General features: G+C 42.3%; 9 protein-coding genes and 1 pseudogene. 5 read left to right on the top strand and 5 right to left on the bottom strand.

Going from position 1 to position 12,206, the window contains the following annotated elements; genetic code table 11:
- Positions 1 to 15: 15 nt before the first annotated feature.
- From HW278_RS06910 to HW278_RS06900, 4 genes and pseudogenes are all read left to right on the top strand, one after another.
- Positions 16 to 3,075 carry a glycoside hydrolase family 2 TIM barrel-domain containing protein gene (locus HW278_RS06910; RefSeq protein WP_178977363.1) on the top strand — a complete coding sequence of 1,020 codons (3,060 nt, stop codon included), beginning with the start codon at positions 16 to 18 and terminating at the stop codon, positions 3,073 to 3,075.
- Between the two features lie 513 nt (positions 3,076 to 3,588).
- Positions 3,589 to 3,712, top strand: a pseudogene (locus HW278_RS12895) (phosphinothricin acetyltransferase).
- A gap of 133 nt (positions 3,713 to 3,845) precedes the next feature.
- Positions 3,846 to 7,889, top strand: coding sequence for a two-component regulator propeller domain-containing protein (locus HW278_RS06905; RefSeq protein WP_178977362.1), 4,044 nt, complete (start codon positions 3,846 to 3,848; stop codon positions 7,887 to 7,889).
- A gap of 52 nt (positions 7,890 to 7,941) precedes the next feature.
- Complete coding sequence (locus tag HW278_RS06900) at positions 7,942 to 8,340, top strand: transposase (protein ID WP_178977361.1); 399 nt, start codon at positions 7,942 to 7,944, stop codon at positions 8,338 to 8,340.
- Between the two features lie 149 nt (positions 8,341 to 8,489).
- On the opposite strand, the gene HW278_RS06895 is transcribed toward HW278_RS06900, so the two are convergent.
- From HW278_RS06895 to HW278_RS12550, 5 genes are all read right to left on the bottom strand, one after another.
- Entirely contained in the window at positions 8,490 to 10,037 is a 1,548-nt protein-coding gene (locus tag HW278_RS06895; protein WP_009410612.1) for a DUF4301 family protein, read from the bottom strand.
- A 382-nt stretch (positions 10,038 to 10,419) separates the two neighbouring features.
- Positions 10,420 to 10,611: a hypothetical protein gene (locus tag HW278_RS06890; protein ID WP_106096018.1), complete on the bottom strand. Its 192-nt coding sequence runs from the start codon at positions 10,609 to 10,611 to the stop codon at positions 10,420 to 10,422.
- Between the two features lie 145 nt (positions 10,612 to 10,756).
- Positions 10,757 to 10,888 (bottom strand): hypothetical protein, encoded by a 132-nt coding sequence (locus tag HW278_RS06885; protein ID WP_009419051.1) that lies wholly within the window; start codon positions 10,886 to 10,888, stop codon positions 10,757 to 10,759.
- 27 nt (positions 10,889 to 10,915) lie between these two features.
- On the bottom strand, positions 10,916 to 11,038 hold the full coding sequence (locus HW278_RS12555) for a hypothetical protein (protein ID WP_255493548.1): 123 nt from the start codon (positions 11,036 to 11,038) through the stop codon (positions 10,916 to 10,918).
- Between the two features lie 71 nt (positions 11,039 to 11,109).
- Positions 11,110 to 11,235 (bottom strand): hypothetical protein, encoded by a 126-nt coding sequence (locus HW278_RS12550; RefSeq protein WP_255493547.1) that lies wholly within the window; start codon positions 11,233 to 11,235, stop codon positions 11,110 to 11,112.
- Between the two features lie 597 nt (positions 11,236 to 11,832).
- On the opposite strand from HW278_RS12550, the gene HW278_RS12545 reads away from it, so the two are divergent.
- On the top strand, positions 11,833 to 11,946 hold the full coding sequence (locus tag HW278_RS12545; protein WP_255493546.1) for a phosphinothricin acetyltransferase: 114 nt from the start codon (positions 11,833 to 11,835) through the stop codon (positions 11,944 to 11,946).
- The last annotated feature ends 260 nt before the right edge of the window (positions 11,947 to 12,206 follow it).

Here is a 12,206-nt window from a genome sequence, read left to right as displayed (position 1 = left end):
AAATAGTAAACGATTATGAGAATACAACGTACCTTATTCTTATCAGTACTTGCCTTGGCGAGTAGCCTCAGCATAGCGCAAACCCACGATTGGGAAAACTTAGCAGTAAGCAGTATCAACACCGAAAAAAGCCATAGCCACTATGAGCCGGCTGGAAAAGTACTTCTCAACGGCAATTGGCAGTTTGCCTACTTCAAGCACCCTTCACAAGTGCCTGCCGATTTCTTTTTGGGCAAAGGCATTACCCAATGGGACGCTATAAAAGTGCCTTCAAATTGGCAACTGCAAAGCAACCGATATGACCCTCCTGTTTTTACCAATATCAAATATCCGTTTGCAATGAACCCTCCTTACACTCCTAAGGACTACAACCCTACGGGAGTGTATAGAACGCAATTCTCTTTGCCCAGCAAATGGAAAGGCGAACAGGTATTTATTCACTTTGCGGGAGTGCAATCGGCGATGGAGTTGTTCATCAATGGTAAGCAAGTGGGCTATCACGAAGATGCAATGCTACCTGCCGAGTTCAACATCACTCCTTACCTAAAAAAAGGCAAAAACGAGCTGTATGTAGAAGTCTTGAACTGGTCGGACGGCAGTTATATAGAAGACCAAGACTTTTGGCGACTCAGCGGTATTTATCGCGATGTATACCTCTTTGCTACCCCCGAGCTGCGTATGCGTGACTTTTCGGTTTATCCTCAGCTCGATGCGCAATACCGCGATGCTACCTTGCAGGTGCAAGTAGAGGTACAGAATTTAGGCGAAAAAGTAAGTGATGCCCTTGTGGTACAAACCACTCTTAAAGACAGCAAAGGCAATGTGATAGGCACTGAAAAAGCCTCTATTGCGGATATTGCTGCGGGAAAAGAAGCTACCGTTAGTGCCCAAATAGCTGTAAAAAATCCGTTGAAATGGACTGCCGAAACCCCTAACCTCTACAAAGTGGAACTCAGTTTGCTCACCGCCAAAGGCAAAGTATTACAATCGTTTACTCAAAATGTAGGGTTCAGGAAAGTTGAACTAACAAACGGATTGCTCCTTGTGAATGGCAAGCCTGTGAAGTTTAAAGGAGTGAACCGCCACGAGTTCGACCCTTATAACGGTCGCACCATCACCCGCCAATCGATGATTGACGATATTATCCTGATGAAAACGCACAACATCAATGCGGTGCGCACCTCTCACTACCCCAATCAGCCTGAGTGGTATACCCTCTGCGACGAATATGGATTATATGTGGTAGACGAAGCTAATATCGAGAGCCACGGATTGTGGGAGAGTGGCTACTATATAGGCGAACGCCCCGAATGGCAAAAGGACATCGTGGAGCGCAATGTGAATATGGTTGCTCGCGACAAGAACCACCCTTGTATTATCTATTGGTCGATGGGGAATGAATCGGGTTGGGGCAAGAACTTTGATGCAGCTTACGAAGCGATAAAAGCCCTCGACCCTCAAAAGCGCCCCGTGCACTACGAATCCAAAAACCCTGCTTATGCAGGCGTGCTCTCGCATTACGATATCATCTCTAATATGTACACCGAGCTCAACCACCTGAACAATCTCTTTACCGAAGACCCTAAACGCCCTGTGATTATTTGCGAATATGCCCATTCTATGGGTAACAGCTTAGGCAACTTCCGCAAGTATTGGGAGCTTTTTGCTACCAATGAGCGCTACCAAGGTGGTTTTACGTGGGACTGGAAAGATCAAGCGTTGCGTTGCAAAGATAAGAACGGCAAAGAGTATTGGAACATCATCAATCATATCGACAAGGCGAATGTGAACGACGGATTGGTTAATGCCACAGGCGTTCCTCAACCGGAAATGCACGAACTGAAAAAGGTATATCAGTATTTCAATGTAAAGGATATTGATATCAACACAGGTTTGGTGCTCATCAGCAATAGCAACTACTTTGTAAATAGCGACGAGGTGTATTTGCAATGGGAACTTATCGAGAATGGCAAGCCTATCGCTAATGGGGTAATCAACGATTTGAATATCGCCTCACAAAGCCAAAGAGCCTTACAAATACCTTTCGAAACAAAATTAGTACAAAACGGCAAGGAATACTTTATGAATTTCCGTTTTAAGAATAAAAAGGCTACTGCTTGGTCTTCAAAAGATTTTGAAGTAGCCAAAGAACAACTCGCTTTTCCTAACCGTGTTGAGAGAGAACTCATCAAGCCCTCCGATAAAAAACTAACCTTTACTGACGAAGCGACAAACTTCACCGTAAAAGGCGACAATTTTACAGTCGTATTCAGCAAAAAAACGGGCGGTTTAAGTCAATTTACGCATAAAGGGAAAAACCTACTTTCAGAAGCGATGGTGCCCTCTTTTTGGCGTGTGCCTACCGATAACGATGAAGGTGGTTTTGAACAATCATATGCCTCAGCTTGGCGCAAAGCGGGATTAAAAGAAGCTGCGGTAACAGCTACCGAAATGAAAGCTACGCCCATAGGGGAAACCCGAGTGAAGATAGTAGCACACAACCGCACTGAAACCAAAGCGGGCAATATCAGCCAACAAGTAACTTACCTCATCAATGGAGACGGACGTATAGATATCAGCACAAATGTGGAAGTACCTGCCTCTGTGCCTCCTTTGGCAAGAGTGGGAATGCTCCTAACACTTGACAAGAGTTTTAACAAAGTGGAATGGTACGGCAAAGGTCCTTATGAAACTTATGCCGATAGAAAAGAATCGGCTTTTGTGGGTATTCACAGCGGTGCAGTAAAGGATATGCACTTCCCTTATGTAATGCCTTCTGAAAACGGCAACCATATCGATACCCGTTGGCTCAAACTCCTTTCGGGTACTACCGAATTGTACATCAGTGCTCCTAAACTCTTTAATTTCAACGTGCAAGACTATTCGGATGACGCGCTGAACCAATCCAAAGAAACCCAAGAACTGCGCCGTGGAGACCACACTTATTTGCACATCGATGAGGCTCAAATGGGTGTAGGAGGAGACGACAGCTGGTCGCCACGTGTACATAAAGAATTTTTGCTCAACCAACCGTATTATCATTACGAATTTAGTATTCAGGTAGGGGGGAAATGAGGAGGCCTTAGGCCTTAGGCCATAGGCACTAGGAAAGCGACGGTCATTATCGTTATATAAAAATTCTCTTAGTTTTGTATAAACACCCCCTTGGCACATACTCCGCTCTCGCGAGGCACATACCCAGCTACGCCAGCTTGCTGGCTATCTTCAAAGGGGAGTGTAGGGACGGAAAAGAGAAATTAGCAAATGGGAGGATTGAGTCGTACGGAAGGAAACGGAAAAGTTCGGAAGAAGGTTAAGGGGGATTTTGGTGAAAAAAGGCTGTAAGGAGGGTGGGGTTAGCTTATAGAGAGCTTATAGGAAGCTTATACGAATCTTGGACGATTGGTATAGGAAGGGTGTATAAGTAGTTGATTTATACTGCAATACAACAGTGCCAAAAATAGTAAAATCGGGGTTTCGAGGCGAAAGAAAGAGGAAGAGGCACTAGGCCTTAGGCCATAGGCAATAGGGGATAACCTCCCCCTTTACACATACCCAGCTGTCGCTGGCTACCTTCAAAGGAGAAAATTGTGGCGAGTCATTTATTCGGTAAGCCCCCGAACCCCCGAAGGGGGACAAGCTGGAAAAAGAGACAAACCTCCCCTTTACACATACCCAGCTGTCGCTGGCTACCTTCAAAGGGGGAATGTAGTGATGAAAAATTGAAAGAAAAGACGAATGAACGAGAGGCGAATGACGAAGGCAGACTTCCTTTAAAGAGGGAATGTAATGAAGGAAAAGGGAATTAGTAAATTAGAAAATTTGGGAATTAGCAAATTTGAAAAATGAGGAGACTACTCTACATAATATGGGTGTTATTTCCTGCGTTGCTCTCAGCGCAGGACTGGGCGTATCTATCCAAAATCACCACCCACAACGGATTGGTAAGCAATGAGGTAACCAGTATGTTACAGGACTCAAAAGGCTTTATATGGATAGGCACTGATGACGGTTTGCACAAGTTTGATGGCTATGATATCACTGTGTATAAACACAATAGCACCCAGAAGAACAGCCTTGCAGGGAACTCTATCAGGTGTTTGTTTGAAGACAGTCAGCACAACCTTTGGATTGGCTTAAAAGGTGAAGGACTCAGCAAACTGAACCTGCGCACGGGTATCTTCACCACCTACAAACATCAAAAAGGCAGTAAAAGCCTTAGCTATAACGATGTAGCGGGCATAGTAGAGGACGAGGCGGGTATGATTTGGATAGCCGTAGACCGTGGTGGACTGGATATGCTCAACCCCAAAACAGGTGTTTTCACTCATTACGACATCCGAGAAAAAGGCACTTCCAAACCTCTGAATAACGCCCTTACGGGTATGGTAGCTACCAATGGCACGCTCATACTCAGTTCGTGGGGTGGCGGGGTGTACTGTTTTAACCGCAAGGAAAAACAATTTGAGCTACACCCTTACTGGCATACAAACGGCACTGATGAGAAGGTATGCAAGCACATTTTCAACCTCTACAAAGACCCAGAAGGCACTGTTTGGGTATCATCGGCTCACGGTGGTTTGTATAGCTTAAATGAAAAAACGAAAAACTACCAACGTTATGCCGTATGCGACGCGACCCATTGCACGCACAATGTGAACGTGCTTTCGGTAGCCGATGACGGTCAGCACAACATTTGGATAGAGACCAACGAGGGCATCAAACTCCTCAACAAAAACACTCACACCATTACCGACTTGCAAAACCCGCAACTCGCTAATGAAAGTGTGAATCACATCTACCGAGATAAAAGCCAACTGATGTGGGTGAGTACTGCCTCAGGGATTTACTATTTTAGCCCTACCCCTACCCAATTCAAATGGGTGAGGTACAAGAATTTTCTTTCAGAAAAACAAGTGCGCGCTATCTTTAAAGACAGCAAAGGCAACCTCTGGATAGGTGGCTTAAACCATATTGATAAACTCAACCCCGACAGAAAGACACTCACTGCTTTTAGCAACCAGTCCTACAACCCCAATACCCAGCTCTATCAGGCTTTTTGTGAAGATGCTGAAGGCAATATTTGGATAGGCAACTACGCCAATTACCTCATTAAGTACAACCCTTCGTCTAATAGTTTTAGTCAAGTGCCCATTCCAGTGGCTACCGGTACGAACTACACCTACCGCAACGTCTATCAAATTACCAAAGATTGGGATAATTCCTTTTGGCTTGCTACCGAGTTGGGGGCAATTAACTACCAGCCCGCTACGGGTGTTTTTACTCCCCTATTCGAAAGTAAAAACATTATCTACCCCGAAGATAAAACCCACGTAATTCACCGCGACCAAGACCTCCTTTTGTGGGTAGGCACCGAAAAAGGCTTGCGTTGTTACACCCGCGACCTAAAACTCAAACACACCTATACAGCCCTAAAAAACAACACACACGCCCTGAGCAACGACTTTATTACGGCTATCCACGAGAGCAAGGACGGCACCTTGTGGATAGGCACTAAAGGAGGGCTACACAAGTTCGACAAGAAAACCGAGCGCTTTGAACTCATTCGCCGTAAAGGCACCGACTATGGCGACCCTATTTTCGGTTTGGCAGAAGACGATAAGGGCAATCTGTGGATGAGTACCCCTTCGGCAGTACTGAAATACACCTCAAAAAGCCAACAGTTCCAAGTGTTCAACGAGTACGACGGATTGCAAAATTCAGGCTTTCAATTAGGGGCTTTTGCACAAGCCAAAGACGGCGAGTTGCTCATTGGAGGAAAAGACGGTTTTAATACTTTCTATCCTCAACAGCTTACTCTTAACCAAACCAAACCCAAAGTAGTAATTTCCGATTTTCAAATATTCAACAAATCGGTACGACCAGAAGAAAGAGGGGTGCTCTCCGAAGTGATAGATGAGACCCAAAGCATTCATCTCAAACATTGGCAATCAGTAATATCATTCCGTTTTTCGGCATTGAACTACCGCGCTTCTTTCAAAAACCAATACGCCTATATGCTCGAAGGTTTCGACAGCGATTGGATTTACGATGCTTCTGAGCGCATCGCTACTTATACAAACCTCAACCCAGGGACTTACATTTTTAAAGTAAAAGCCACTAACAACGACGGGGTGTGGAGCGAAAAACCTACTACGATTAAGATAGTAGTAGCCCCTCCGCTTTGGCGAACAACTTGGGCTTATATCCTCTATGCCTTACTGGGAGTGGGCTTGCTTGTGCTTATTGTGAAGTATTACACCATCAAGGAAAGAGACAAGCAGAACCTGCGTATCTCGCAATTGGAAGCCCAGCGTATGTACGAAATCAACGAGATGAAAACCAACTTTTTCTCTAATATCTCTCACGAGTTCAAAACACCGCTTTCGCTGATTGTAGGTCCGCTAAACCAAATGGTAGATGATGAGAATTCTCCTAAGCAGCACAAAGAGAAATATACAATGATGTTGCGCAACGCCCAAAAACTGATGCGCCTCATCAACCAATTACTCGATTTTAGAAAGTTAGAAAAGAACAAATTAGAGCTGAATTTACAATACGACGATGTAGTGAAATTTGTAAAAGGAGTGAGTGAAACCTTTGCTTATCTGGCTTTAGAAAAACAAATACAATACACTATCAAGAGTACAATGCCCAGCTTGTGGATGCCTTTTGATGCCGATAAATTAGACAAAATTCTCTACAATCTCATCGGGAATGCCTTCCAATACACCCCCGAAAAAGGTGCAATCACGGTGCTCATTGCCACTGTGGTGCAAAATCAGCAGAAGTTTTTGCAAATCAAGATAGCCGATACAGGCATTGGCATCTCCAAAGAAGAACAAAAACAGCTCTTTACCGCTTTCTTGCAAGGCAAACGCCAAAAAGAACTCCACAACGAGGGGGCTGGCTTAGGGCTCGCCTTCACCAAAGACCTCGTCGACCTACACCAAGGACATATAGAGGTAGAAAGTGAAGAAAAACAAGGGGCTACCTTCACGGTATTGTTGCCTATTTTAGATGTGCCACAACTCCACGACGAGGCGTCTATCACCTTGCAACAGATAGACACTACCCAAGCAGTAAAAGAAATAGCTCCGCAAGAAAATGCAACCGACAAGGAAGAGACTATTTTGGTAGTGGAAGACAACGACGATATGCGCGATTATATACAGCACATTCTCAACGAGCATTTCCACGTACTATTGGCACGCGACGGCGAAGAGGGCTTAGAATTGGCTATTACCCATATCCCCGACCTTATCGTATCGGATATTATGATGCCCAAACGCGATGGCATTTCAATGGTAAAAGAACTGCGCGCTAACGAAAAAACAAACCATATCCCTATCATTCTGCTCACTGCCTTAGACAAAGAATCGCAAGTGGTAGAGGGGTACAGTTTGGGTGTGGAAGACTATATCACCAAACCTTTTTCGGCTAAAATACTCAGCAAGCGCATCGAAAATATACTGCTTTCGCGCAAGAAGCTGTGGGAACAGTACAGCTCCTCATCTGACCTAAATGTATACCGCGAAAAACTCATCGGGCAACCTTGGAAAAAAGAGTTTGTAGATAAAGTGAACAACATTGTAATGGAACACCTCAGCGACCCTGAGTTTGGTATCGATGCCCTCGCCGATGCCCTAAATATGAGCACCAACCAACTCTTCAAAAAGGTAAAAGCCATTATGAACACCACCCCTTACAACGTGATTGTACAAATACGTATGACCGCCGCTGCCCAACTGATGAAGCAAGGCAATTTGAATATTTCGGAAGTAGCCTATAAGGTGGGTTACCAAGAGCTATCGAATTTCAGTCGCTCGTTTAAGAAGTTCTACAATGTCTCACCGAGAGAGTATTTGAAAGGGGAAAGTGAAATGTGAAGCGTATATGTCATATCCTGAAATAGGTTTACACTAAAAACCATAAAAAGATATGACAAAAGGAAGGAAAGAAACAGTTCGGTACAGTGATTGCTTTAAGTTGAGTATCGTAGAAGAGATTGAGAGAAACGGATTGAGTATTGAAAACTACCGACGCAAGTACGGCATTGGAGGAAGTACAACGATTCAAAAATGGCTCAAAAAGTATGGTAAAAATCACTTATTAAATAAAATAGTACGCGTGGAAACAATCGATGAAATCAGGGAGCTTCAAGCTCTTAAAAAGGAGTTAAAAGCCCTTAAAGAGGCTTTTGCTGAAACGACTTTAGAGAATAAAGTTTATAAGACTTATTTTCAAATTCTTGGTCAGGAAACAGGAATGGGCGATGAAATAAAAAAAAAGTTAGAATCAGGTGTACTTTCAAAAGGTAGCTTAATGAAAAAAATTTGACTAATAAAACAATAATTAATTATGACAACCTTTTTTAGGACGTGACAAAAAAATAAAAGGTAAAAAGTTATTACACAAAAAGCGTTGGCAAAGGTGGTAGCACGACCTTTGCCAACGCTTTCTTAATAATATCAATTGTTAATAAAGAATTATCCTTGGTGAGTTTTCTTCAATAAATCGTTTACTACTTTTACGGGGTTGAAGGTGATGATAGGTACTTCTACGAAAAGGGTAATCCAGTGAGCCATTGAGCCGTTCCACAAACCAGGGAGTTCCAATGCTTTTAGCGGTCTGCCCATAAAGGTTTTGGAAGTTATAAAGGCTTGGTTAGGATCTACGTACTGTTGTAAATCGAATTTCTCGCCTTTGTAGTTCTTCGTGCCACAAACCAAATCTACGGGGTTAAAGTGAGTAGATTGCTGGAAAATTTCTTTTTGTTTGGCATCTGCCATATTCACCTGTGCAGATTCGATGATTTGTAAACTATAACCTTCACCATCTTTCACCCAGAAAGGACCTCCACCGGGTTCTCCTTCGTTCTTCACCATTCCGCATACGCGTATAGGGCGATTCAGTTGCTCTTTGATGAACTCCATAGCATATTGACGGCGGAATTTATAGAGATAATCGGGAACGGAGATATTGATTTCTTTGAGGAAATCGAGGATATGCTTAATCTCTTTCTTCTTAATCTTATCATTATCTATACGATGTAAGATTTTAAACACTTCGTCTTGTACTTCACATAGTTTTCCGGCGAGCGCTTCTTTGTAAAACACGGTCTCATCGGTATACTTTTTCACTACCACATTATCAATATTCTTGATGAAGATGATGTCGGCATCGATATCGTTGAGGTTGCTGAGTAGCGCTCCGTGCCCCGCAGGGCGAAAGACTAAATTACCTTCTTCGTCGCGGAAAAACTCATTATCTTCGGTTACCGAAATTGTATCAGTACTTGGTTTTTGGTAAGAGAAAGTTACATCGAAAGTAATGTTATAGCGCTCTTCGAGTATAGGTTTGATATGGTTGAGTTCCTTATAAAAAGCTTCGGTATGCTGCTCGGTGATGGTGAAGTGTAGGTGTGCTACTTCCTCATCGGAGGCATAAAGTACTGCTTCGCGGAAGTGCTCTTCAAAAGGAGTGGCGATTTTCTCGGAATGCTTATGGAAAGGTAATAATCCCTTAGGCATATTGCCATAGCCCAACCCTTCTTCATTGAGAAGCGTATTGACGATGATGTGTTTTTGGATATCTTCGTTTAGTGAGGAAAAGTCGGGGTGATTTTTATCAATAGCAGCTTTTAAGATAGGATAAAAGGCAAAGCGTTCGAGACCTTCGAAGAAGGTTTTAACTTCTTTGTTACCTGTTCTATTGACATAAGCTATAAATGACTCACGATCGGGTTCGAAATCGTCTCGGAAAGCGAAAAGAGCTTTAAACATACGGGTAGCCGCACCAGAGGCAGGAACGAATTTGAGGATAGTGTTACCGCGCTTTCGTTTTTGGTAAATAGCAGCGTACTTGGCGGCTTCTTCTTTGCTGAGCGGAATAATACCATCGTCTATCACAGCGGCTTTATACAGTTGTATAGGAGGAATTCCTTGTTTGAATTGCGCTATTTGGGCATCGAGTATTTCTTCGGAGATCCCTTTTTTAATGAGCAATTGGCGGTCTTTTTCTGTTAATTCATTCATAATATAATAGTTTCGTTTAACATTCTAAAACTTACGATTGTTTTAGAGGACAAAGATATAAACAAAAAAAGATAAAAGCAAATAAAAAGCAAAAAAAGTTTTTGGAAGATAAAAGATAAAATTTATGACAGCTGAGTATGTGGCAAATTAGAGAATTAGAGAATTAGAAAATGAGAAAATTAGAAAATGAGAAAATTAGAAAATGAGAGAATTAGGGAATGAGAGAATGAGGAAATGAGAGAATGAGGAAATGAGAGAATGAGGAAATGAGAGAATGAAGAAATGAGAGAATGAGGAAATGAGAGAATGAAGAAATGGAGCGTGAGCTTGTAGCTCACGCTGACGAAGGGACTCGGAGGAGCGAGCTATACGAGCATTCTTATTATTTAGTTTTTGAAATCATAGATTCTTCTGTAGCTATATCGGCTTTTGCGCGGTCTCTTCCTATTTGGAAGCCTATGGTAAGGAGTATTGCTATCGCCCAAATAATAGAGAGCACCAAGCGCCTTTCTTTATTTTTCTCGCGATAAGCACTGGCTAAAAAGATACATAAAAATACAATAACTAACCACATAATATAAGGGTTTAATGAGAGATATAATACAAAAATTCGCCTGTAGCTTTCCCTAATCTATAAATAAAAAAAAAGGATAAGATAACAGCTACAAGGGTTAGTTTTTTGTCACTAAGAATAAGGCGACGGACTGAGGTAAGAAAATTCATAAGTCTTTCTGGATATTCCCTACAAATTCTCCTAAGGCATAAAAAACGCCATATAAGAACCACCATAGTAGAATGGCTAAGAATATCATTTTGGGTATGGATACTGTTTCTGATTCTTTTGTTTTCATATTACAAACGAGTATTAATGTTAATAACTATTGTCCGAACAATCCTTCAAGGAACCCTTGTTTGGCGGAAGCCCAGTTGTTGTACAGATAGGCGATTGCCATTAGTATTAGGAAAGCGCCTATAATTCGGTTGGGTTTTGATTTTTTCATATGCTTATTATTAAAATGCAAATTAAGGAAAATGTTGGGAGAGCCATCACATACAGGCATTATAAAAATCATCAGCGTTGTTTACCTTTTTCATACCCCTCATAAAAAGAGTTTAATAGACTGTCGATGTCTTGTGCTAAGAGAGCAACTAAAAGAGCTATAACTATTACAATTAAGATTTTTGTACGTGTTTTCATAACGTATGTGATTAAAATTCGGTACAAAGGTAGTGAATTATTATTTATAAAACAAAAATAATGATGCCAATAATACTAAAAATGTCAATAATGCCAGAAATACTGATAATTAACTTTGTCAAAGGTCGTAGGTGCGAGCCGCACGGGCTGTTAAATTAGCAGATTAGCAAATGTGGAAATTAGGAAATTAGGAAATTAGAAAATGAATAGTGATAAAAATCATTTTTTGACAGGTCAGACTTGTTGGACAAATTGGATAGGTTAGAGAGAGCGGAAGGAAACGGAGAAGTTCGGAAGAGAGTTAGGAGAAATTTTGGTGAAAAAAGGGTGTAAGGAGGGTGGGGTTAGCTTATAGAGAGCTTATAGGAAGCTTATACGAATCTTGGACGATTGGTATAGAAAGGGTGTGTAAAAAGTTGATTCATAGTATAATACAGCGACACAAAAAACGGTAAAAACGGGGTTTCGAGGCGAAAGAAAAGGGAATAGGTGATAGGCCTTAGGCCATAGGCACTAGGAGGGAGTATGACGGAAAATCAAAAAAAACCTCCCCCTTTACATATACTTTGCTCTCGCGGACTTCCGTCCAAAGGGGGAATGTGGCGAGTCATTTATTTGGTAAGCCCCCGAACCCCCGAAGGGGGACAAGCTGGAAAAGGTGACAAACCTCCTCCCTTATACACACTTTGCTCTCGCGGGGCACATACCTAACTATTGTTGGCTACCTTCAAAAAAGGGGAATTAGTGACGGAAAAAAATAATGAAACATCCCCTAGCCCCCTTCAAAGGGGGAGTGTAGTGACGGGGAAGCGAAAGAAACCTCTTTCCTTACACATACTCCGCTCTAGCAGTGCACATATTCAGCTATTGCTGGCTACCTTCAAAGGGGGAATATGGCGACGGAAAAGGGAAGAAATGACGAGGGACGAATGACGAGAGGATATCTGTTAGGAAGCGTTTTCGTAGAAAAA

The sequence above is a fragment of the Capnocytophaga sp. oral taxon 902 genome (assembly GCF_013394735.1).
Taxonomy (GTDB): domain Bacteria; phylum Bacteroidota; class Bacteroidia; order Flavobacteriales; family Flavobacteriaceae; genus Capnocytophaga; species Capnocytophaga ochracea.
This window is presented reverse-complemented; position numbering and strand designations above follow the sequence as displayed.

Excerpts from the sequence above, each read along its gene's own strand:
- HW278_RS12545 (WP_255493546.1), top strand. The coding sequence starts at position 11,833 with ATGTGGCGAGTCATTTATTTGGTAAGCCCCCGAACCCCCGAAGGGGGA.
- HW278_RS06895 (WP_009410612.1), bottom strand. The coding sequence starts at position 10,037 with ATGAATGAATTAACAGAAAAAGACCGCCAATTGCTCATTAAAAAAGGG.
- HW278_RS06900 (WP_178977361.1), top strand. The coding sequence starts at position 7,942 with ATGACAAAAGGAAGGAAAGAAACAGTTCGGTACAGTGATTGCTTTAAG.
- HW278_RS06905 (WP_178977362.1), top strand. The coding sequence starts at position 3,846 with ATGAGGAGACTACTCTACATAATATGGGTGTTATTTCCTGCGTTGCTC.
- HW278_RS06890 (WP_106096018.1), bottom strand. The coding sequence starts at position 10,611 with ATGTGGTTAGTTATTGTATTTTTATGTATCTTTTTAGCCAGTGCTTAT.
- HW278_RS06910 (WP_178977363.1), top strand. The coding sequence starts at position 16 with ATGAGAATACAACGTACCTTATTCTTATCAGTACTTGCCTTGGCGAGT.
- HW278_RS12550 (WP_255493547.1), bottom strand. The coding sequence starts at position 11,235 with ATGAAAACACGTACAAAAATCTTAATTGTAATAGTTATAGCTCTTTTA.
- HW278_RS06885 (WP_009419051.1), bottom strand. The coding sequence starts at position 10,888 with ATGAAAACAAAAGAATCAGAAACAGTATCCATACCCAAAATGATATTC.
- HW278_RS12555 (WP_255493548.1), bottom strand. The coding sequence starts at position 11,038 with ATGAAAAAATCAAAACCCAACCGAATTATAGGCGCTTTCCTAATACTA.